This is a genomic window from bacterium, from assembly GCA_031082185.1.
In the GTDB taxonomy this organism is placed as follows: Bacteria; Sysuimicrobiota; Sysuimicrobiia; order Sysuimicrobiales; family Humicultoraceae; genus VGFA01.
Genome location: JAVHLI010000006.1, coordinates 123,101 through 144,387 on the forward strand (window position 1 = coordinate 123,101; position 21,287 = coordinate 144,387).

Genomic DNA, 21,287 nt, shown 5'->3' on the forward strand with positions numbered 1-21,287 from the left:
AGGTGAGACTCCCTTCGGCGCCCGCAGTCCGCCCTCCTGGTACAATGGGGGCACCATGCCCAACCGGCTCGCCGGTGAATCCAGCCCATACCTGCTGCAGCACGCCGACAACCCGGTGGATTGGTACCCGTGGGGCGAGGAGGCCCTGCGCCGGGCCCGCGAGGAGGATCGTCCGATCTTCCTGAGCATCGGCTACGCGGCGTGCCACTGGTGCCACGTGATGGCGCACGAGTCCTTCGAGGACCCCGCTGTCGCAGCGGTTCTGAACGCCCACTTTGTCAGCGTCAAGGTGGACCGCGAGGAGCGGCCGGACCTCGACCAGATCTACATGCAGGCGGTCGTGGCGATGACCGGTCGCGGCGGCTGGCCGATGAGCGTCTTCCTGACGCCGGAAGGCGTGCCGTTCTACGGAGGCACCTACTTCCCGCCGACCCCGCGCCACGGCATGCCTGCCTTCGTTGATGTGCTGCGGGCGGTCGCCGGGGCATGGCGCACCCGCCGGGAGGAACTCCTGCGCAGCGCCGAAGGTCTGCTGGAGGTGCTGCGGGGCGAGAGCGCCCGCTCCGTCCCACCCGGTGCCACGCCGCCCTCTGATCTCACCGCGGCCACGCTGGACGCGGCCTGCAGCCAGCTTGAGCGCCAGTACGACCTGACCCACGCCGGATGGGGCGGCGCCCCGAAGTTTCCGCAGCCGATGACGATTGAGTTTCTCCTGCGCGCCCATCTGCGCACCCGCCTGCGCACCGGCGAGCGATCCGCGCTCGCGATGGCCGAGGCCACGCTGGAGAAGATGGCGCGCGGCGGCATCTACGACCATCTCGGCGGCGGATTCCACCGCTACGCCACGGACGCGGCCTGGTTGGTACCGCACTTCGAGAAGATGCTCTACGACAACGCGCAGCTCGCGCGCGTCTACGTGCATGCCTGGCAGGTAACCCAGAACCCGCTCTTCCGGCGCGTGGCCGAGGGGACGCTCGACTACCTCCTCCGTGAGATGACCGATCCGGCCGGCGGGTTCTACAGCAGCCAGGACGCCGATTCCGAGGGCGAGGAAGGCCGGTTCTTCGTCTGGTCGGCGGATGAGTTCAGCGAGGCACTCGGGGTTGGCGCCGGCCTCTTCTGCGATGCCTACGGCGTCACCGAGCGCGGGAACTTCGAGGGGAAGAACGTGCTGCACGTTGCGGCGGACCCGCAGGCGCTGGCCGCGAAGCACGGGGCCGCCGTCGAGGAGATCGAGGAACGCCTGGCCGCGGCGCGGCGCGCGCTCTTCGAGCGCCGGGAGCGTCGCGTGCGCCCGGGCCTCGACGATAAGGTGCTGGCGGCCTGGAACGGGCTGGCGCTGGCGGCGTTCGCCGAGGCCGCCCGGGTCTTCGACCGTCCCGATTACCGCCGTGCGGCCACATCCGCCGCGGCGTTCCTCCTGCGCGAGATGCGGACGGCCAACGGCAGGCTGCTCCGGGCCTGGCGCGGCGGCCGGGCACGGCTGAACGCCTATCTCGAAGACTACGCCGACGTCATCGAGGGTTTGCTGGCGCTGTACGAGACGACGTTCGACGCGCGCTGGTTCGTGGAGGCTAGGCTTCTGGCCGATGAGATGCTCGCCCGCTACCGCGATCCCTCCGGCGGGTTCTTCGATACGGCTGACGACCACGAGACGCTGGTAATCAGGCCCCAAGACCTCCAGGACAACGCCACGCCTTCGGGAAGCGCCATGGCGGCAACCGTGCTGCTGCGCCTGGCCGCGTTTACGGGCGAGGGCAGGTATCGCGACGCGGCGGAGGCCGCGCTGAAAGCCGTCGGGCCGCTCGCAGCGGCCCATCCCACCGCGTTCGCGCAGTGGCTGTGCGCGCTCGACTTCGCCCTCGCGCCTCCTACCGAGGTCGCCATCGTCGGCGATCCGGCCTCCGTTGAGACGCGGGCGCTGCTGGATGTCGTGATGAAGCCCTACCGTCCAAACCAGGTGGTTGCGGTGGGCCGGCCCGGCGAGGCATCGCCGATCCCGCTTCTGGCCGGTCGTTCGCCGCGCGCCGGAGGCGCCACGGCCTTCGTCTGCGAGCGGTTTGCCTGCCGCCTGCCGGTGTCCGATCCGAGGGAACTCGCCGTCCTGCTCGGCGGTTGAGGTATACTGAGGTGCAATACGGGTATAGTCCCAGAGGGGATGGGACAATGCCGAAGGCCGCCGGTTGGGTCGCCACGTACATGCGCCGACTGCGTGTCGCGGGACTGCGCCCCCGACTGACATTGATCGTTCTCGCAGCAGTAGTCCCTGCGCTAGGGCTCACGCTGTACGCCGATCGGGAGCACCGCCGGCACATCAGGGCGCTCGCGCTGGCGGAAGCGGCCGGGGAAGCTGAAGAAGCCGCCGGGCGCTACAGGCGGATTATTGACGGCACTTGGAGCGGGCTGACCCTGGCAGCCGGCGCCAGGGATGTGTACGGCGGCGATCCGGCCGGATGCAGCCGGTACCTATCCCAAACGCTGGCGTGGAATCCCGAGTATGCCAACCTGGGTGTTGCCGATGCGGATGGCGCCATTCGCTGCAGTGCCGTGCCCCTGGCTGGGCCGGTCAACGCCTCCGAGCATGCGTGGTTCCGGCGGGCAGTGCGCGCGCGCGGGTTTGCCCTTGGGAACTTCCAGTCCGGCCAGGTTGCCGCGACTCCCGTTGTGGTCGCAGCGCTGCCCGTCCTGGACCGCGCCGGCGGCGTGGTCAGGGTCGTCTTCGCCGGGCTGAATCTGAAGAAGCTTGCCGACTGGGCCGTCCCTGCCCGTCTGCCCGCGGGGTCGGTGCTTCTCGCACTTGACAGCTCGGGCACCGTGCTCTTTCGGCACCCTGATCATGAGAAGTGGGTCGGCCGCTCCATCCCTCATGTCGAGATTGCCAGGGCCATGCTCGCCGGCAGCGGAAAGGGGGCGGCCGAGGCGCTGGGCGAGGATGGCGTCAGGCGCCTCTACGGGATTGCTTCCGTTGCCGGCGCAGAGGAAGCGGGCGCCCTGCACTTTGGGGTCGGCATCCCCACAGCGGTTGTCCTTGGGCCTGCCGACCGGGATCTGGGCCGCAACCTCCTCCTGCTGGGGATCGTGGCACTGCTGGCGATGGCAGTATCGTGGCGGGTGGCCGCCAGTCTCGTCATTCGGCCGGTGGACGCGCTGATGGCCGTGGCGCGGCGCTTGACCGAAGGCGATCTTTCCGCTCGCACCGGGCTCCGCCACGGCGAGGACGAGGTCGGACGCCTGGCCCACGCCTTTGATGGGATGGCCGAGGGCCTCCAGGCCCGGCAGGCAGAGCTGCTCGGTCAGCAGGAATACCTTGGGCGGCTCCACGAGATCACCCGCGCCGCTCTGGCAGCGCCCGATCTGCGGACAATGCTGCAGACGCTGGCAGACCGGCTCGTCGAGGTAATCGGCGCCGATGCCTGCCGCGTCAACCTGTGGGACCAGACGCGGCGGCAGCCGGTCCTGGCGGCGGCCACGGGTATGGACCCCCATGCGGTTCCGTGGGTCCAGGTTGAACCGGGCGAAGCGACGATCACCGGTTCGGCCCTGGCCGCGGGTCGTGCGATTGTCGTTGAGGATCTTCTCGACACCCCCTACCTCAGTCCCCGCATAGCTGCCACAATACCCTTCCGATCCGGTCTGGGAGTGCCGCTAATAGCCGGCGGCGAGAAGCTCGGCGCCCTCGCGATGTTCTTCAACGACCGGCACCACTTCACTCCCGATGAGATCGCCCGGGCCGAGCAGGCCGGAGGGGTCATGGCCCTGGCATTGCAGAGAGCCCTGCTGCTGGAGCAGGTAAGGACACATGCCTCGGAACTGGAGCGCCGCGTTGTCGAGCGCACCACTGAGCTGGAGGCGGCCAACGCCGATCTGGAGGCCTTCGGCTACTCGGTTGCGCACGACCTGCGGGCGCCGCTGCGCGCGATACAGGGTTTCGGTCAGGCGCTGCGCGAAGACCACGCCGGGCGGCTGGACGAGAAGGGACAGGACTACCTGCGGCGGATCGAATCCGCAGCAGAGGGATTGGATCGCATGATCCAGGATCTGCTGGCCTACAGCCGGCTGGGCCGCTTGGAGATGCGGCTGCAGCCGGTGGATCTCGGGGAAGTAGTGGGGGAAGTCCTGGCCGAGATGGAGGAAGAGATTCGCGGGCAGGAAGCGGAAGTGCGCGTGGAGGATCCACTGCCTGTGATCAGGGGGCACCGCACCGTGTTGACGCAGGTGTTGGTTAACCTGATCTCGAACGCGCTCAAGTTCGTGGAGGCGGGCACGGCTCCCAGGGTGCGTTTGGCAGCGGAGCCGCGCGACGGGCGGGTTCGCCTGTGGGTTGAGGACAACGGCATCGGGATCGCGCCGGAGCACCAGGAGCGGATCTTCCGGGTGTTCGAGCGGCTGCACGGGTCGGAGGCCTACTCTGGGACAGGGATAGGGCTGGCGATCGTGCGGCGGGGGGTTGAGCGGATGGGCGGCCGTGTAGGGGTGGAGTCGGCCGGAGGGCAGGGGAGCCGATTCTGGATCGAGCTGCCGGAGGTGAAGACCTGATGGGGCCCGAGACGATGGGGGTTCGCATCCTGCTGGTGGACGACAACCCCGACGATCGCGTCATGGTCGAGCGCAGGCTGCGGCGGGAGTCCCCGGGCATTCAGATCGAGCAGGTCTCCGGCGCCGCGGGCCTCGACAGGGCAATGGATCAGGGGGGCTTTGACCTAGTCATCACCGATTACCGGCTTCGGTGGACAGACGGGATCGCGGTTTCGCGCGCGGTGAAGGCCAGGATGCCCGACTGCCCGGTGATCATGTTCACCGCGACCGGCGGCGAAGAAGTCGCGGTCGAGGCGATGAAGAGCGGCCTTGACGATTATGTCGTGAAGTCGTCCAAGCACTTGGTCCGCCTGGTGGCATCGGTGCGCGCGGCGCTGGAGAGGGCCCGTCAACGAGCGGCCCTCCGGGAGATCGAGGCGCGCTATGTGCGCCTGTTCGAGCACGTGCCCCTTGGGGTCTACCGGAGTACGCCGGACGGCCGCATTCTGGACGTGAACCCTGCGTTCGTACAGCTGATGCGGTGTACGAGCCCGGAGCACGCGCTGGCGCTCAACGCAGCCGATTTCTATGAGGACCCCGAAGACCGCGCACGGTTCAAGACGGTGATCGAGCGCACCGGGGTCGTGCGTAGGTTCGAGGTGCGGGCCCGGCGGTGCGACGGCACGGTCTTCTGGGCGGAGAACAACACGCGGGCCGTTCCCGATGCCGGCGGTCGGGTCCAGCTCTATGAGGGAACCGTCCAGGACGTCACGGAGCGCAAGCAGGCCGAGGAGGCGCTGCAGGAGAGCGAGGCGCGCTACCGGCTGCTGTTTGATTCGAGCCCGCACCCCGCGTGGGTGTTCGACATGGAAACGCTGGGGTTCCTCACGGTCAACGAGGCGGCCGTCCGCCACTACGGATACTCGCGCGAGGAGTTCCTGGGCATGACCATCATGGATATCCGGCCGCCCGAGGATATCCCGGGCCTGTTGGACCGGCTGCGGAAGGCACCCATCGGCGCCGAGTTCCGCGGCACATACAGGCATCGCAAGAAGAACGGTGATATCACCCTGATGGACATCACCGTCAACCGTCTGACCTACATGGGCAGGCCTGCCGAGTTGGTGCTGGCCCACGACGTCTCGGAGCGGGTGCGGTCAGAGGAGGCGCTGCGAGCGCAGACGATGCACCTCCTCCTGCTCCAAGAGATCACCGAAGCCGCCCTGAGTACGCCTGACTACCCGACCCTGATGCAGACGCTGGCAGACCGGCTCATCGGCGTGATTGGCGCGGATGGATGCAACATCAACCAGTGGGATGAAGCGCGACAGGTTCCGGTTCTGGTTGCCGGCACGGGTGGGGGCCGCCGGCCGTTTCCGTGGGTCCAGCCCGAACCGGGCGAGATCACGATGACCGGTTCTTCACTGGCCTTGGGGCGCACGCTTGCCGTCGAGGATGTTCTCGATACCCCGCACATCAGCCACCGCATCGCGACCAAGATGCCCTATAGCTCGGCTCTGGGCGTTCCGCTCATCGCAGGTGAGGAGAAGATTGGTGCCGCGATTATGTACTTCATTGAGCCACGGCGCTTCTCCCCTGACGAGATTGCACGGGCCGAGCAGGCCGTCAACCTGCTCTCGCTGGCCGTGGCCAGGGCGCGGCTTCTCGACCTCACCCAACGCCACGCCGAGGAACTCGCCGGCCAGGCCCAACTTTTCGAACGCCTGCTGAGCACGCGGGACCTGGACCAACGACTGCGGTACATGCTCGATGGGGTGATGGACCTCTTGGGCGCGGATATCGGCGGCATCTACCTGGTGGACGGGGGCGAGCCGATCATGCGCGCCTGGAAAGGTGCTTCTGAGGAGCTACTGGCCTCGATGCGCGCGCTTCCAGTCGGCACCTTTGCCAAGTGGCTCCAGCGCACTCACATAGTCCGCGAGCGGCCCGACGAGCAGGGCCGGATGTTCGAGTTCGCCAAGCACGAGGGCATTCAGGCCTGGGCCAGCATTCCCCTACACCTGCCGGTGCCGCAGGCAGGTGCGGAGGGTGGAGAGTGGCGCGGTGCCATCCTGATCGCCAGCCGTAACCTCAACGCCCTGCCGGAAGATAAGGTAATGGCTGTCGAGCGCATCTCCCAGCAACTGGCCCTGTTCATAGCCCACTCCTGGGTCTACCGTCAGGCCCAGAACCGGATGGCCAGGCTGCAGGCGCTGCACGAGATTAACCTGGCCATTACCTCCAGTATGGACCTGCGGGTTACCCTTGCAGTCCTGCTCTCCGCGGTCACCAGCCATCTGCGCGTTGATGCGGCCGCGGTCCTGCTGCTCGGCCGCCATACGCACACCCTCGAGCATGCAGCTGACCGCGGGTTCCTGACCGATGCCCACCGGCGCGTCCGGCTGGGCCTGGGCGAAGGGCCTGCCGGCCGCGCGGCCCTCGAGCGCCGCACCGTCGTCATTCCCAGGCTGGCTGAGGAGGAAGGCCTTGCGGGGTCACCGCTGGTGGTCGCCGAGCGCTTCGTTGCACAGGTCGCGGTACCGCTGATCGCCAAAGGGCAGGTGAAGGGCGTGCTCGAGCTGTTCCACCGGCAGCCGCTTGACCCCAACCCCGAGTGGCTGTTGTTCCTGGAGGGACTGGCGGCCCAGGCCGCGATCGCGGTGGACAGCGCGGAACTGCTTGAGGATCTGCAGCGTTCCAATGCAGACCTGGCAATGGCCTACGACGCCACCCTGGAAATGAGTGTCCGCAGCCTGGACCTGCGCGACAAAGAGACCGAGGGGCACACGCAGCGCGTCGCCGAGATGACGGTCCGGCTGGCCGCGGCCCTGGGGGTGCCCGAGGCCGATCTGGTGAACGTCCGCCGGGGCGCGCTGCTGCACGACGTAGGCAAGATCGGCGTCCCCGATGCCGTTCTGCATAAGCCCGGTCCGCTGACCGAAGAGGAGTGGGTATTGATGCGCCGGCACCCGGCCCAAGCCCGCGAGATGCTCCTGCCCGTCCCATTTCTTAGGCCGGCCCTTGACATCCCGTACTCCCATCACGAGAAGTGGGACGGCACGGGCTACCCGCAGGGACTGCGGGGCGAGCATATCCCGCTGGCGGCCCGAATCTTCGCCGTGGTGGACGTTTGGGACGCGCTGCGCTCGGACCGGCCCTACCGGAAGGCCTGGGACGATGAGAAGGCGCACGCTTACATCCGCGAGCAGGCGGGGAAGCACTTTGATCCTCGAGTCGTAGAGGCGTTCTTCAAGTTGATCGGTAACTCAATCTGATCCCCATCAAAGGAGCCCGACACCGTGAGCCATGACCTGGAACACCTGCGCCGAGTTGAGTTCCCGCTGACCGCGGAGTGCGCGTTCCTCAACCACGCCGCCTCCTCGCCGCTGCCACAGCGGTCGGCGGACGTGCTCCGCCGGTACGCCGACCGCCAGCAGCACCGCCACCTGCGTTACCGGCCGGGCGCCCAGGAGCACGATCTTAGTCCGCTGCGGCGCGCCCTGGCGGAGACGATCAACTGCGACCCATCCGAGGTCACGTTCGTCCCGTCAACGTCCGACGGTGTGGGCATCGTGGCCAACACGGTGGATTGGCGCCCGGGCGACAACGTGGTATTGCCGGAGTGCGAGTATCCGGGCGTGGTCTACCCCTGGCTGAATCTCGTTCGCCGGGGAGTCGAGGCGCGCATGACGCCGGCACCCAACGGTCAGGTGGACATGGACGGGCTGGTCGAGCGCATTGACGGCCGGACGCGCGTCGTGTCCATCAGCCACGTGGAGTGGACCTCGGGCTACCGCTGCGACGTCGGCCGGCTCGGCCGGCTGTGCCGCCCGCGGGGAATCCTGCTCGTCGTTGACGCGATCCAGAGTCTGAGCGTGACGCCGGTGGACGTGCAGGAGATGGGGGCGGACGTGCTCGTGGCCGGATGCTACAAGTGGCTGCTCGGTATCCCGGGGACCGCCGTCCTGTACGTGCGGCGGGACGCCATGCCCTCCCTTCTCCCGGACCGCGCCGGCCAGGCGGGTGTGAAGACGTCCATGGTCGCCCGGCCCGACCTGGTGTGGAAGGAGGACGCGATGCGCTACCAGGTTGGCAGCGAGAGCGCCGCGGCCCTCCAGGTCCTGGAGAGTTCGCTAGGGCTGCTGCTGGAGTCGGGCGTCGAGCGCACGCACGCGCACATCGCCGCGCTGTTCGACCGGCTCATTCCCGGCCTGCAGCGGCTTGGGATGACGATCACGTCGTCGCTGGCCCCAGGGACGCGCTCCACCATTTTGAGTTTCACTACAGGCGACACCGCCCGGGACGAGGCGCTGCACCGGCGTCTGCTGGAGCATAACGTGATTGTTTCGCTGCGACCGCACGGGATACGAGTGGCGCCGCACCTCTACAACGCGCCCGATGACATCGACGCGCTTCTACGGGCCATCGCCTGAGGGCAGGCGCGAGGGCCGGCTGGTTCAACTCGGCTCGCACCCACCCCCAATCATCTACACTATGGTAGACTAACAGGGGTAAATTATGCCCCTAACTATCGCCACCCCTATGGACTCTTAGGGGCATTACCGAAGGAGCTTGCGAATGAACCCTTCACCATCCAAGGCCCCGGACCATGACGCCCTCTACGAAATCGCCTCATCTCAAGGAGGGTACTTCACCCTGGACCAGGCGAGGGACTGCGGTTTTGATCGGTACCTGGTGCGACATCACGCCCAGACCGGGAAGTTCCGCCGGGTCTGGCGAGGAGTGTACCGCATCGCCCAATTCCCGCCGAGCCCACACGATGAGATCATCGCGGCGCGGATGGCTGTGGGCCCCGAAAAGGCAACGGTCTCTCACGAGACGGCACTTCAGATCTACGACCTATCCGATGTCGTGCCGAGGAAGATCCACCTGACGGTGCCCCGTGGGTCGCGCGCTGGTAGCGCGCGTACTCTTTCGTCCATCCAGATCCACACGACCAGCGCACCGTTCCTGCCCGGTGAGGTTGTCGTGCGAGAGGGCATGCGCGTGACCTCGCCGGCGCGGACGATCGTAGATGCGGCCGTGCAGGGGACGATGGCCGACCAGGTAATCCAGGCCGTCCGCGAGGCATTCAAACGCGGGCTGACCACGAAGCGCGAGCTGGTCGCCGCGGCGAGCGGCCGCGGGGCCCGGATCGCGAGGCTCATCGTTCAGGCGATCCATGAGGCGGAGAGCCGGTGAAGTACGCAACCGCTCAGGGGTTCCGAGCCGCACTGGAGCGCCAACTCGGCAACATGGCGCGGGAGCACGGCATCCCCGGGGATGTCCTGTACAAGCGCGTGGTGTTGGACCGGTTCCTTGCGAGGCTCGTGCGCCTCCCGGGTGATAATTGGCGGCTGAAAGGCGCGCTGGCGCTTCTCTACCGGCTGGGCGGCGGCGGTAGGTTCACGCGGGACCTGGACATCGTGCACCACAGCGGGGAGGAGCAGGCCTTCGACGATCTGCGGGCCGCGGTGGACATGGACCTGGGCGACTATTTCTCGTTCGCGATCGAGCGCGAGGGGGAACTGACGCACCATGAGGTTGGCGAGGCCGGGGGCATGCGCTACCTCGCCGTGGCGTACCTGGCCGGGCGGGAGTTCCAGCGGGTCAAGGTCGACGTGGGCTTCTCGGACCCACTGGGGTGGAAACCCAACCGGCTCCGCGGCCCCAACCTGCTGGCGTTTGCCGAGATGGAGCCGGTGGAGGTGCCGGTAATCCCGCTTGCCCAACATGTCGCGGAGAAGGTCCACGCGATGACCGGGACCTACGGCGATGGCATGCCGAGCAGCCGAGCAAAGGATCTGGTGGACCTTGTGCTGATTTCGCACTTCGAGGCGGTTGAGGCCGCGGCGCTGCACGAGGCGCTGGTGGTGACGTTCACGGCCAGGAAGCAGCACGCGCTGCCGTCGGCGATCCCGACGCCTCCGGCAGACTGGAGACGGCAGTTCGAGAAGGGGGCGAAGGAAGCCGGGCTCGATCCCGACATGGCGCGCGCGCATGCGCTGGTGGCGGCGTGGCTCGACCCGGTCCTGCGCGGAGAGGCCGTTGGAGTCTGGGATCCTGCGCGTCGCGCCTGGGTTCCACCCGGGGCCGCCTGAAACGTCGCGAACCGCCGGCCTCGCACCGCTCTCCGCCGAGCCCTTACCGCTCCCTACGCCTGCCGCAGTATGATGCGCGGATCAGATGCACCGACCGGCCGCGCCGGCGGGGTGGCCGGTGGACTACCAGTGGCGAACGCGAACTCCCGGAGGCAGGCCGCTCAGATTGATTTCCCCGTTGATTTCCCCAGGAGCGGTGCCGAAGGCCCAAGCTTCCTCGATCACCGCGCCTTCGCTCAGAACGCCCTTGCCCAGCTCGCCCGTGTGCTGCACCACCGGGCCGAGCGGCAGCATGTGGCCCTCGCGTCCGTACATCGGCATCTCGCCGAGAGGCACCGTCCTCCGCAGAACGCGCGGGCCCTCGACGCGCCCGCCATTCGTCAGGTCGTACCACCCTCCCTCAGGTAGGTACAACGTGACGTGGCCGCCGGGTCCGAGCACCGGTGCAACCAGCAACGACGGGCCCAGCAGGTACTGATGCTCGAACGCCCAAGCCGCCGGATCGTCGGGAAACGCCAGGGGCATCGCGCGCATCACCGGCATCCCGGTGCGGTGCGCTTCCAGTGCACACGCCTCTAGGTACGGTATCAACCGGTAGCGCCACTCAAGCCACCGGCGCACAATCCGCTCGGCTTCGTCCCCGTAGAACCACGGCTCGCGCTGGCTCGTGCCGTGGAAGCGCGTGTGAGAGGCCATGACCCCGGTCTGAACCCAGCGCACGTATAGCTCCGGGTCGGGCATGGCTCCGGGCCTCTGGTGGTAGAACCCGCCGATGTCGTGGCTGTGGAACGGCGCCCCGCTCAGGCCCCAGCAGAGCCCCCCGCGCACGCTGGCCGCCAGGCCTTCCCAGTCGGCCTGCGGATCGCCTCCCCACTGGATCGGGTATCGCTGGCTGCCGGTCCAGCCCGATCGGCCCCAGACCAGTGCGCCGCCCGGCGCGTGCCGCTGACTTGCCTCGTAGACGCAGCGGTTGAATAGGAGGGGGTAGACGTTGTGCAATTCTCGGCCGCAATCGCCGTTCGCCGCCACGGCGTCCTCGGGGACCTGCTCGCCGAAGTCGGGCTTGATCGCGTCAACTCCCTGCGCGAACAGCGCGCGGTGCGCGTCGCGAAACCAGGCGTACGCCTCGGGTTGCGTGAAGTCCACCATGCCGCTCGGCGGCAGCGGGGTGAGCAGCATCCCAAACGGTCCGGGGTCCCACTCGTAGACGTACGGTTCTCCGGCCGTGTTGCGCAACAGGTAGCCTTTCTCCGCCAGACGCGCGAAGAGCGGGCTATGCACAGAGATGTATGGATATTCCCACAGGCACAGCCGGAAGTTCAGCGCCTTGAGCTTGCGGATGAACGCCTCGGGATCAGGATATCGTTCGGCGTCCCACTCGAATCCGAAGCGCGTCTCGACCTTCAGCCACGCGCGGCCATCCAGCACCAGGACATCGCACGGGATGCGCCGCTCGCGCATGGTGCGCGCCGCCTCCAGCGCCTCGTCGGCCGTGCGGTAGTAGCAGCGGGACATCCAGACGCCGTAGCTCCAACGCGGCGGCAGTGGCGCGCGTCCGGTCAGGTGGGTGAAGCGTTCCAGCAGCGCGGCCGGAGAGTCCGCTGCGAACAGGAAGAGGTCGAGGACGGGATCGTCCACGCGGAGCACGTAGCTGCGCTGCGACCAAGGCGGGTAGCCTACGCCGTGGACGACCCGCGCCGTCGTGTGGACGAGCAGGCCCCATCCCTGCGGGCTCCACGCGAAGGGGACGTTCTTGTACGACAGCTCGCTGTTGACGCCGAGGGCATCCTCGTTCCATGACGTTATCAACTGGCCCCGGTGGTTCAGCGGCCCGAACTTCTCGCCGAGCCCGTAGACCGGCTCGCCGGAGTGCAGGCCCAGGGCCAGGAACCACCCCTGTCGCCCCACTGCTTCGCCTTCGATAGCTACTGCCGGCAGGCGCAGTCCGCCCCGGATGTGCGCATCACCCGTTGACTCGAGCAGCGCGATGCCGCGGCGCGCCAGGCGCAGCCGTACCGGATTGGCGCACAGCTCCAGGCTGAGGTCGCCGGCCTCGAGGCGATGGACGCCGGCGTCCTGAGACAGTCTCACCTGTGGGGGCGGTTCCGGTCCGGCCGCGAGGAGACCGTAATCCGGTCCTGCCTCGGCTGTGTCTGTGCAGAGGCGCAGGCGCAGGATTCCCGGCGCGTACACCTCGGCCTGCAGCGTCCCGGTATCGGTGGCGAACCGCGCGCCGGAGGCCGTCGTGGTCTGCAGCCACAGGTTGTCAAGTCGGCGGAGCGCCGTCAGGTCAAGTCGCATCGGCCACCCACCTGAGTGATTTGTCCTCGGGATCGAACGGCAGCGGATCGTGCCCCAGCCACGCGCACAGCTCCAGCAGCGCGGCCTCCGCGTCGCCGCGGCCCCATACCAGGTGGTGCGGGAGCCGCAGGTTGAGCACGCTGGCCAGGAAGCCGCCTGCGCTCGCCGGCTTGCCCGCCCACCGCAGGTGCCCGATCCAGCCCGCGACGCCGTCGTAGCCGTCGCGCCGGTCGAGCACGGTGCCCGCGTAAACGGCCGCCCTGCGCCCTTCCAAGAACCGCAGTCCGCTGACCGGACCCGGCGCCAGGCGCATGTCGCGCACCGCGGGCAGTTCGCGGTTGAAGTGCGGCTCCAGGCGCGTGGTACCGGCGGCCCAGGCGCGCGCCGCGTTGCCGCAGTGCCAGAACAGCAGCCCGTCATCGTCGGCGTGCGAGAGGTCGAGCAGCGCCGACGGCTCCCCGGTGACGGCCGTCACCGCAAGCATGGACGCCAAACCGGCCAGATCGCCCTCGCATGCGTGTGGTAGGCCGCGATCGGCCAGGCGCGCGAACGCGGCGCAGGCCATTGTGCCGGCGCGGTCGGGCAGCTCAGGCCAGCAGCGCAGCGCGATCCCGTTATAGCCCTCAGAGAGGCGCTCTAGCGCGATCTCAAGCCGGATCGTCGGGCGCAGGTCGTCCCGCGGGATTGATGAGGGCTCGTCCATCTCGGCCAGGCGCGCGGTGACGCTGTCCTCGTCCACCTGCGCCAGCGCGTTGAACACGACGTCGAGCGGCGCGCGGTCCACCCGCAGCGGCAGGTCGGGCACTGCTTCGAGCCGGTAGAATCCGGGCGCGGTTCCGCCGATCCAGAGGACCCGGCCCTCGCGCACCGCCTTCCGGCCGCGCAGCGCCTGCAGCGTGGTCGCAAGCCGCGCCTGAAACGCCTCGCCGTCAGGGCTTCCGTAGAACCACTTCACGGGCGTCGCGCGGCCCGTCTGGAGACTCAGGCTCAGGTTGAGGCCGCACAGGGCATTCTGCGGCAGGGGTCCATCCGGCGTCGCCTCCGGCAGAGCCCATAGGCCCATCGGCATGTCGAGTCCCAGCAGAGGCACAACGAGATCTCCGGTGGCGAACGTCACGTGCTCAACGAGCAGAAGGTCGAGCGCGCCTGCACGGAGCAGCTCCGCGACCTCGGCGGCGCGGGCCCGTGCCTCCTCGGCGTCGGTCACGGGCGCGCCGGCGTAGGCGAGTGCGAATCCCAGGCGGTCAGCCAGAGCGGCCAGCGCCTTTCGGCTGGATTCCACCAGACCCATCCGAGCGCCGCGGAAGACCGGGCGGACGATGGGGACGAGGCCGACGCGAACCATTGTCTTATCCATCTGTGTCATCCCTTGACCGCGCCCGCGGTCAGGCCGCGGATCACGAGGCGTTGGCCGAGCAGGATGAGCGCCATTATCGGGACCGTGGCCAGCGCCACGGCCGCAGAGATTACGCCCCACGGGAAGGTGAACTCGCCGCGGTAGAGCGCGATGCCCACGGTGATGGTGCGGACACCGGTGGTGCTGGTGAGCGTCATCGCGATCAGAAACTCGTTCCAGGTGTAGACGAACACGATGATCCCAGCCGTGATGAGGCCCGGCGCGGCCAGCGGTGCGATGATCCGCCACAGGGTGTTCATCCGCGTGCAGCCGTCAATCAGCGCCGCCTCTTCCAGTTCGGGGGGGATCTCGCGGAAGAACGCGGTCAGGATGAAGATTGCCACCGGAAGCGAGTACGTGACGTAGGGCGCGATCAGCCCCCAATAGGTATTGAGCAGGCCCAGTTTGCGCACCAGGATGTACAGCGGGACGATCAGCGTGATCAACGGGATCATTGCCACGACAAGCAGCCCCACCAGCAGGGGTTCCCGGCCCCGGAACTTCAGCCGCGCAAAGGCGTAGGCGGCCAGCGACGCGATGAACAGGCACAGTACGGTCGAGAGCACGGTGACGATGGCGCTGTTCAGCAGGAACCGGCCAAACGGGTTCTGCGTGAACACATTGACGTAGTTGATGATCGTTGGGACCTTCGGAAGGTACGTGACCGGGAACTGGTAGAGCTCCCGCTCGGTCTTGAACGACGTGAACAGGGTCCAGAGGTACGGCGCCAGCGACCAGATTATCGCAAGCGCGACCAGAGCCGCCAGCGCAATCCGGTTGAGGATTCTGCGCCCGGCCACGGCTCAGTCCCTCGGCGCCAGCACACGGTAGTACGTGCCGGCGAAGCCCAGCGCGATCACGACCAAGATGACCGACAGCGCCGCCCCGTATCCGAAATCGAGGAACTGGAAAGTGTTCTTGTAGATGAACAGGGCAAACGTCTCGGTGGCGTTGCCCGGCCCGCCGCCGGTCATCGCAAACGGCAGGTCGAGGGCCTGGAGGGCGCCCAGCGTCCGCAGCACCAGCGACACCATGATGGCGTTGCGCAGCAGAGGAAGGGTCACGGCAAAGAAGGTCTGCAGCGGCGAGGCGCCGTCCAGACTGGAGGCCTCGTACAGATCATCGGGAATGCCCTGCAGGCCGGCCAGGAGTATCAGCGCCATGTAGGAGGCGGCTCCCCAAGTGGCCGCGACCGTCACCGCGAAGAAGGCCAGGACCGGCGAGCCCAGCCAGATGATCTGTCCCTGCACCAGACCGGTCCGGTTGAGCAGGTCGTTGATCACGCCCGCCTGATCGTTGAAGAGCCATCGCCACATCTGGCCGGCGAGCACCGGCGCCATCGTCCACGGAAGCAGCACCGCGGCCCGCACGAATCCCCGGCCGCGCTCCAGGCGGTTGACCACGAGCGCGATTCCGAGACCCAGCACGAACTGCGCGGAGACCGTGACGGTCGTGTAGATGAGCGTGACGCGGATCGCGTGCCAGGTATACTCGTCGCCGAACGCCCGCGCGTAGTTGCGCAGCCCGACGAAGGGCATACCCAGGTGCGGTTGGTCCAGCCGCAGGTGGTGCAAACTGGTCCAGACCGCGTTGAAGACCGGGTAGATCGCGAAGACCGCAAGGAAAAGCAAACAGGGCAGGAGCAGGACCGCGGCCAGCTCACCCTGGGTGATCTGACCGGTCATCCACCGGCGGACCGCGCGCGATCCTGCTCCCGGTCGTGCTATGGTCGGCGCGGTCATGCGCCGCCCTGTCCCGTTACTGGCCGAGCAGGGAGCGAATCTCTCGTGCCATGCGTGTGATCGCTTCCTCCGCGCTGAACTGGTTCGTCAGCGCAGCGTGCAGGTTTGTCTGCACGATGCTCGACAGCCGCGGGTAGTCCGCGATCTGCGGCCGCGGCCGGGCGTTTAGGACGACCTTCAGCATGTCGGGATAGTGCGGCGCCCGTTGCTTGACGATCGCGTCCTCGAACGTGTCTTTGCGCGTGGGCACGGTGCTCAACTGTATCGCCATGCTCTTCTGCGCGACCGATCCGGTCAGGAACTCGACCAGGCGATAGGCGGCTTCCTTGTTGCGGGAGAAGTTGCTGACCGCGAGCTGCCAGCCGCCGAGGGTGGACGCGCTGCCGGCGGATCCCCGCGGCAGCGGCGCGATACCCACCTTGCCCTCCACCTTGGAGCCCTCGCCCTGGAACAGGCCGTAGGCGTAGGTCCAGTTTCGTAGGAATACGAACCGGCCGTCCTGGAAGATGGCGCGCGTGTCGTCGGTCGGCAGGGTCGTAACGCCCGGCGGGGTGACACGGTGCCGCCGGACCAGATCGAGCATGAAGTTCAGGGCCTCGAGGCCCTTGCCGTTGTCCACGATGACCTTGCCGCCGGTATCGAGGATGTCGCCGCCGTTGCTCCAGAGGACCTCGAAGAAGAAGTTGGCCAGCGCCTCGATGCGCGCTCCCTGGAACAGGAACCCGCCGAGCGCCGGGTTGTTCTCGGCCGCCACGATTCGCTGCGCGGTGGCGATCATCTCGTCCCAAGTCTGCGGGACCCGCGCCCTGTGCTTCTCCAGCAGGTCCTTTCGGTAGTAGAACAGTCCCGCGTCGGCGTACCACGGGATCCCGTAGATCTTCCCGCCGATCGTGTTGGCTCTGATGCCTCCCGGCAGGTACTCCTCGCGTCGCTCTCTGGAGAGCCACTGGTCGAGCGGGGCGAGCCAGCCCGCGGCGACCATCTGAGACGGCCAGATCACGTCAATGGAGATGACGTCCACGGAGCTGTCCTTCGCCGCGAACAGGGTCACGTACCGGCTGAGCTGCTCCCCGGAGGTTCCGGGCTGTATCTGGAGGTTGACCTTTGTCCCGGGATTCTGGCGCTCGTACTGCTGAACGAGCGCGCGGTAGACGTCGGAGACGATCGCCCCGCCCGTCGCGAGCGTGCTCCAGGTGATCGTGACCGGCGTCTGTGCAGAAACGGGTAGCACTGCGAGCCCGATAGCCAGCGCCGCTACGACCGCCAGCATGCGCGTTCTCATGCGAATCTCCCTCCTCTGTCTGTGGCCTCTGTCAGGCCGGTCGTGCGATTTGGATGCTACTTGAGGTGCATCACTACCATCTTGATCTCGGTCATCTCCTCCATTGCGTACTTAGGGCCTTCCTTGCCGAAGCCGCTCTCCTTCAGGCCGCCGTACGGCATGAGGTCGGCCCGCCACTGCGGCCCCCAGTTGATGTGGATACTGCCGGACTCGGCCTCCCGCGCGAACCGCATCGCCGAGTCTAGGTTCCGGGTAAAGATCGCCGCCGAGAGACCGTAGTTGGAGTCGTTGGCCAGCGCGATGGCTTCATCAAACGTGTCGACCGCGGTGATGGCGACCGCCGGTCCGAACAGCTCGTCGCACGAGATGCGCATGCGGGGACTGACGTCGGCCACGACCGTCGGCGCGTAGACCGCGCCGTGGCGCTCGCCACCGACTACCAGCCGGGCGCCGCCGGACAGGGCTTCCGCCACCCAGGCCTCGACGCGCTGCGCCTCGGATTCGCGCACCATCGGGCCCATCGCGGTCCGCTCGTCCAGGGGATCGCCGGTGGTGATCGCGGCCACCTTGGGGGCCAGCGCGTCAACCAGACTCGCGTACACGGGCCTGAGGGGGATGATCCGTTGCGCGCTTATGCAGATCTGGCCGGCGTTCGCGTAGCCCGTGGCCGCGATTGCGGCGGCGGCTTCCTCCATGTCGGCGTCCGGCATCACGATGACCGGCGAGTTGCTGCCGAGCTCCATGGTGACCTTCTTGATGCCGGCGATCCGGCAGATCCGTTCGCCGACGTCCCGACTGCCGGTGAACGTGATCTTGCGCACGCGCGGATCGGTGCACAGCGGCTCGCCGATCTCCCGGCCGCCGCCGACCAGGCACTGGATGCCTTCCTCGGGCAGGCCCGCCTCCAGCAGCGCCTCGACGAGCTTCAGCGCGGACAGCGGCGTGTCGCTGGCCGGCTTCACGATGACGCTGTTGCCCGCGGCCAGCGCCGGGCCGACCTTGTGCATGACCAGGTTCAGCGGGAAGTTGAACGGGCTGATGGCAACGGCCACGCCGCACGGCACGCGGAGCGTGAATCCGAACTGGCCGGCGGCGCCCGGCGATCCGTCGAGTGGCACGATCTCGCCGGCGATCCGCCTGGCCTCCTCGGCCGACAGCGTCAGCGTCTCGACCGCGCGGGCGACCTCAACGCGAGACTCCTTGAGGACCTTTCCCTCTTCCAGGGTAATCGTGCGGGCGAACTCCTCGGCGCGTCCCCCGATCAGCCCCGCGGCTTTCGTCAGGATTCGGTAGCGCTCATGGCCGCTCAGCCGGCGCATGGCCCGCGCCCCGCGGGTGGCGCTCGCCAGCGCGCGCTCGACGTCCGCGGCGCCGGCCACCGGCACCGTGTCAATCACGGAGCCGTCGTAAGGGTGGATGACCGGCTGGGTCCGCGTTCCCTCGATCCACTGCCCGGCAACGTACATCCTCACGGCGTACCCCTCCGGCTCGGACCGGTCTGGATCAGGCGCTGCGGTAGAGCTTGGTCAGGACGAACTCGCGATGCCCCAGAACCTCGGCATCCGTGAGCCGGCCGCAGACGGTGCGCTCGAAGACTTCGAGAATGCGCGCCCCCGCCTCCTCCAGGCTCATCTCACCGAAAAGCAATCGCGACAGGTCCACATCAATGTGCTCGCTCATCGGCCCGGTGGTGTTTGGGTTGGGCGAGATCTTAACCACCGGTACGATCGGGTTCCCGATGACGTTCCCCTGCCCGGTGGTGAAGAAGTGGAGGACGGACCCCGCGGCCCCGGCCAGGGTGATCATCTCGGCCGCGGCGCTGGAAGTGTCCATGAAGTGCAACCCGGGACCCTTCGGCGTCTCCGCGGGCGTCAGCACCGACCGCACCGGATGTGTGCCGGTCTTCTGGATGTTGCCGAGCGCCTTTTCCTCGATCGTGGAGAGCCCTCCCGCGATGTTGCCCTCGGTCGGCTGCGAGCCGAGTAGGTCGGCACCGGTGGACTGGATGAACTCGATGTAGGCCGCATGGGTGCGCAGGAACGCCTCGCGTACTTCGGGCGTGGCGCACCGCGCCGCGATGAGGTGCTCACCGCCGGTCAGCTCGGAGGTCTCGCCGAAGATCACCGTCGCCCCTGCGTCCACCAGGTGATCCACCGCCCGGCCGAGTGCCGGGTTTCCGGCGATGCCCAGGGTGGTGTCGGACTCCCCGCACTTGAGCGAGATCACCAGGTCCTTCGGCTCGATGGGCTCGCGCTGCTGCTCGCTGGCGTCCTGCATCATAGCCTTGGCCGCCCTGGCCGCGCGCTCGATGGTGCGCAGGTCGCCGGCGCCCTCGATCGAGAAGGCCTCGACCGGCTTGCCCGTCTTGGCGATACCGTCCGCCAGTCGCTGCGTCCACTTCGGCTCGATGCCCACGACGACGACGGCGGCCACGTTGGGGTTCGCGCCGGTTCCGATCATGGTTCTAAAGAAGAGGTCGAGATCCGCGCCGAACTGCAGCCGGCCGTAGGCGTGGGGTAGCGGGAGCGCACCCGGGATCAGACGGGCCGCGCCCTCGGCCGCGGCGTTGGACAGATCGTCGAGCGGCAGGATCGCCACGTGGTTGCGGATGCCGGCCGCACCATTCCGCCGGCGGTACCCTGTGAGCCTCATGCCGACCACCTCGCGCTCTTCACGTTGTGGACGTGCACGTGCGCGCCGACCGCGATGGGTTGGGTGGCACGGCCGATGCGCTCGCCGTACTCGATGACGTCCTGGCCCTGTGGAACGTCGAGCAGCGCTAGCTTGTGTCCCAGCGGGATGGCGTCCCGGACCGTCACCGTAATCGGTCCGGACCCGTCCAGCACGCGCACCTGAACGGCCTCTCCGGGCAGCAGGTCGCCGACGGCAACCGCCACGGCATCTCCCTTCTTGTGTGCGATGGCTTGTGCGATGGCTTTGTGGACCACGGGTGCCTCCTAGTGTCCCGCGTCTAACGCTTCTTTACAATGCTTGATCTTGCGCATGATCGTCGATGCTGTAGCCGTCCAGATGAACGGACGGGGGTGCTTGTTGTTTTCCCGCAGGTACTGGTAGATGGCCCGCTCCAATTCGCGGACGCTGCGGAACGCGCCGCGCCGGATGCGCTTGCGGGTGATCTCGGCAAACCAGCGATCCACCAGATTGAGCCACGACGACCCCGTGGGAGTGAAGTGTAGATGGTAGCGGGGGCGCGCGGCGAACCACGCCTGCACCCGCGGATGCTTGTGCGTGCCGTAGTTGTCCAGGATCAGGTGAATCTCGCGTCGGCGCGGAACCATCCGGTCCACCCGCTCCAGGAAGGCCAGGAATTCCATGTGCCGATGCCGCGGCTGGCAGTGGCCGATCACCGTCCCGTCCAGGACGTTGAGGGCCGCAAACAGGGTCGTGGTCCCATGGCGGACGTAGTCAGGGGTCTGGCGCGCCGGGATTCCCGGCCGCAGCGGCAGACTCGGCTGCGTCCGATCCAGGGCCTGGATCTGGCTTTTCTCGTCCACGCACAGCACCAGCGCCTTATCGGGCGGGTTGAGGTACAGCCCGACCACATCCCGCAGCTTGCGGACGAAGTGGGGATCGCGACTCAACTTGAAGGTCTCGGTGCGATGCGGCTGCAGGCCGTGCGCGTGCCAGATGCGCCGCACGGTGGCCTCGCTCACCCCCTGCGCACGCGCCATACTCCGCGTACTCCAATGCGTCGCAGCCCGCGGGGTGGTGTGCAGGGTGGCATTCACGATGGCCGCCACCTTCTGGGCCCCGATCCGCTTGCGACGGCCCGGACGGGGCGCATCTTTGAGCAGGCCCGCGACCCCCGCCTTTGCATACCGCCGACGCCACACCAGGACCGTCGGCCGCGTGACGCCCAACTGTTTGGCCAGACCCGCGTTCGACTGGCCTTCAGCAGCGCCCAGCACGATCCGGGCACGGAGAGCCAC

15 protein-coding genes are annotated in these 21,287 nt (G+C 67.8%); 6 read left to right on the forward strand and 9 right to left on the reverse strand.

From position 1 onward, the window contains the following. The first annotated feature begins 55 nt into the window (after positions 1–55). The 6 genes from RDU83_07835 (at position 56) to RDU83_07860 (ending at position 10,616) form a co-directional block, all read left to right on the forward strand. Positions 56–2,119 (forward strand): thioredoxin domain-containing protein, encoded by a 2,064-nt coding sequence (locus RDU83_07835; protein MDQ7840922.1) that lies wholly within the window; start codon positions 56–58, stop codon positions 2,117–2,119. Between the two features lie 47 nt (positions 2,120–2,166). Further along, positions 2,167–4,536: an ATP-binding protein gene (locus RDU83_07840; GenBank protein MDQ7840923.1), complete on the forward strand. Its 2,370-nt coding sequence runs from the start codon at positions 2,167–2,169 to the stop codon at positions 4,534–4,536. After that, positions 4,536–7,790: a PAS domain S-box protein gene (locus RDU83_07845; GenBank protein MDQ7840924.1), complete on the forward strand. Its 3,255-nt coding sequence runs from the start codon at positions 4,536–4,538 to the stop codon at positions 7,788–7,790. The genes RDU83_07840 and RDU83_07845 overlap by 1 nt, the downstream gene beginning before the upstream one ends. A 24-nt stretch (positions 7,791–7,814) precedes the next feature. Then, entirely contained in the window at positions 7,815–8,948 is a 1,134-nt protein-coding gene (locus tag RDU83_07850; protein MDQ7840925.1) for an aminotransferase class V-fold PLP-dependent enzyme, read from the forward strand. Positions 8,949–9,093: 145 nt separating this feature from the next. After that, entirely contained in the window at positions 9,094–9,717 is a 624-nt protein-coding gene (locus RDU83_07855; GenBank protein ID MDQ7840926.1) for a type IV toxin-antitoxin system AbiEi family antitoxin domain-containing protein, read from the forward strand. Continuing rightward, positions 9,714–10,616: a nucleotidyl transferase AbiEii/AbiGii toxin family protein gene (locus RDU83_07860; protein ID MDQ7840927.1), complete on the forward strand. Its 903-nt coding sequence runs from the start codon at positions 9,714–9,716 to the stop codon at positions 10,614–10,616. The genes RDU83_07855 and RDU83_07860 overlap by 4 nt, the downstream gene beginning before the upstream one ends. Positions 10,617–10,739: 123 nt before the next feature. Here RDU83_07860 and RDU83_07865 read toward each other — a convergent pair whose 3' ends face one another. From RDU83_07865 to RDU83_07905, 9 genes are read right to left on the reverse strand one after another with little or no spacing between them, the layout of a single operon-like run. Further along, a complete protein-coding gene (locus RDU83_07865; GenBank protein ID MDQ7840928.1) occupies positions 10,740–12,917 on the reverse strand; it encodes a glycoside hydrolase family 31 protein in 2,178 nt (725 codons plus the stop codon). Then, positions 12,907–14,274 carry a fucose isomerase gene (locus RDU83_07870; GenBank protein MDQ7840929.1) on the reverse strand — a complete coding sequence of 456 codons (1,368 nt, stop codon included), beginning with the start codon at positions 14,272–14,274 and terminating at the stop codon, positions 12,907–12,909. The genes RDU83_07865 and RDU83_07870 overlap by 11 nt, the downstream gene beginning before the upstream one ends. A gap of 5 nt (positions 14,275–14,279) precedes the next feature. After that, positions 14,280–15,113 carry a carbohydrate ABC transporter permease gene (locus tag RDU83_07875; protein MDQ7840930.1) on the reverse strand — a complete coding sequence of 278 codons (834 nt, stop codon included), beginning with the start codon at positions 15,111–15,113 and terminating at the stop codon, positions 14,280–14,282. Positions 15,114–15,116: 3 nt separating this feature from the next. Beyond that, positions 15,117–16,055 (reverse strand): sugar ABC transporter permease, encoded by a 939-nt coding sequence (locus RDU83_07880; GenBank protein ID MDQ7840931.1) that lies wholly within the window; start codon positions 16,053–16,055, stop codon positions 15,117–15,119. A gap of 16 nt (positions 16,056–16,071) precedes the next feature. Beyond that, on the reverse strand, positions 16,072–17,337 hold the full coding sequence (locus tag RDU83_07885) for an ABC transporter substrate-binding protein (GenBank protein ID MDQ7840932.1): 1,266 nt from the start codon (positions 17,335–17,337) through the stop codon (positions 16,072–16,074). Positions 17,338–17,393: 56 nt separating this feature from the next. After that, on the reverse strand, positions 17,394–18,803 hold the full coding sequence (locus tag RDU83_07890; protein ID MDQ7840933.1) for an aldehyde dehydrogenase family protein: 1,410 nt from the start codon (positions 18,801–18,803) through the stop codon (positions 17,394–17,396). Between the two features lie 37 nt (positions 18,804–18,840). Beyond that, complete coding sequence (locus tag RDU83_07895) at positions 18,841–19,989, reverse strand: UxaA family hydrolase (protein ID MDQ7840934.1); 1,149 nt, start codon at positions 19,987–19,989, stop codon at positions 18,841–18,843. Then, a complete protein-coding gene (locus RDU83_07900; protein ID MDQ7840935.1) occupies positions 19,986–20,285 on the reverse strand; it encodes a UxaA family hydrolase in 300 nt (99 codons plus the stop codon). The genes RDU83_07895 and RDU83_07900 overlap by 4 nt, the downstream gene beginning before the upstream one ends. A gap of 9 nt (positions 20,286–20,294) precedes the next feature. Further along, positions 20,295–21,287, reverse strand: coding sequence for an IS630 family transposase (locus RDU83_07905; GenBank protein MDQ7840936.1), 993 nt, complete (start codon positions 21,285–21,287; stop codon positions 20,295–20,297).

What these genes read in the sequence shown, in the direction of transcription:
- RDU83_07835 (MDQ7840922.1), top strand. Translation starts at nt 56, where the DNA reads ATGCCCAACCGGCTCGCCGGTGAATCCAGCCCATACCTGCTGCAGCAC.
- RDU83_07840 (MDQ7840923.1), top strand. Translation starts at nt 2,167, where the DNA reads ATGCCGAAGGCCGCCGGTTGGGTCGCCACGTACATGCGCCGACTGCGT.
- RDU83_07845 (MDQ7840924.1), top strand. Translation starts at nt 4,536, where the DNA reads ATGGGGCCCGAGACGATGGGGGTTCGCATCCTGCTGGTGGACGACAAC.
- RDU83_07880 (MDQ7840931.1), bottom strand. Translation starts at nt 16,055, where the DNA reads ATGACCGCGCCGACCATAGCACGACCGGGAGCAGGATCGCGCGCGGTC.
- RDU83_07870 (MDQ7840929.1), bottom strand. Translation starts at nt 14,274, where the DNA reads ATGGATAAGACAATGGTTCGCGTCGGCCTCGTCCCCATCGTCCGCCCG.
- RDU83_07895 (MDQ7840934.1), bottom strand. Translation starts at nt 19,989, where the DNA reads ATGAGGCTCACAGGGTACCGCCGGCGGAATGGTGCGGCCGGCATCCGC.
- RDU83_07890 (MDQ7840933.1), bottom strand. Translation starts at nt 18,803, where the DNA reads ATGTACGTTGCCGGGCAGTGGATCGAGGGAACGCGGACCCAGCCGGTC.
- RDU83_07865 (MDQ7840928.1), bottom strand. Translation starts at nt 12,917, where the DNA reads ATGCGACTTGACCTGACGGCGCTCCGCCGACTTGACAACCTGTGGCTG.
- RDU83_07855 (MDQ7840926.1), top strand. Translation starts at nt 9,094, where the DNA reads ATGAACCCTTCACCATCCAAGGCCCCGGACCATGACGCCCTCTACGAA.
- RDU83_07885 (MDQ7840932.1), bottom strand. Translation starts at nt 17,337, where the DNA reads ATGAGAACGCGCATGCTGGCGGTCGTAGCGGCGCTGGCTATCGGGCTC.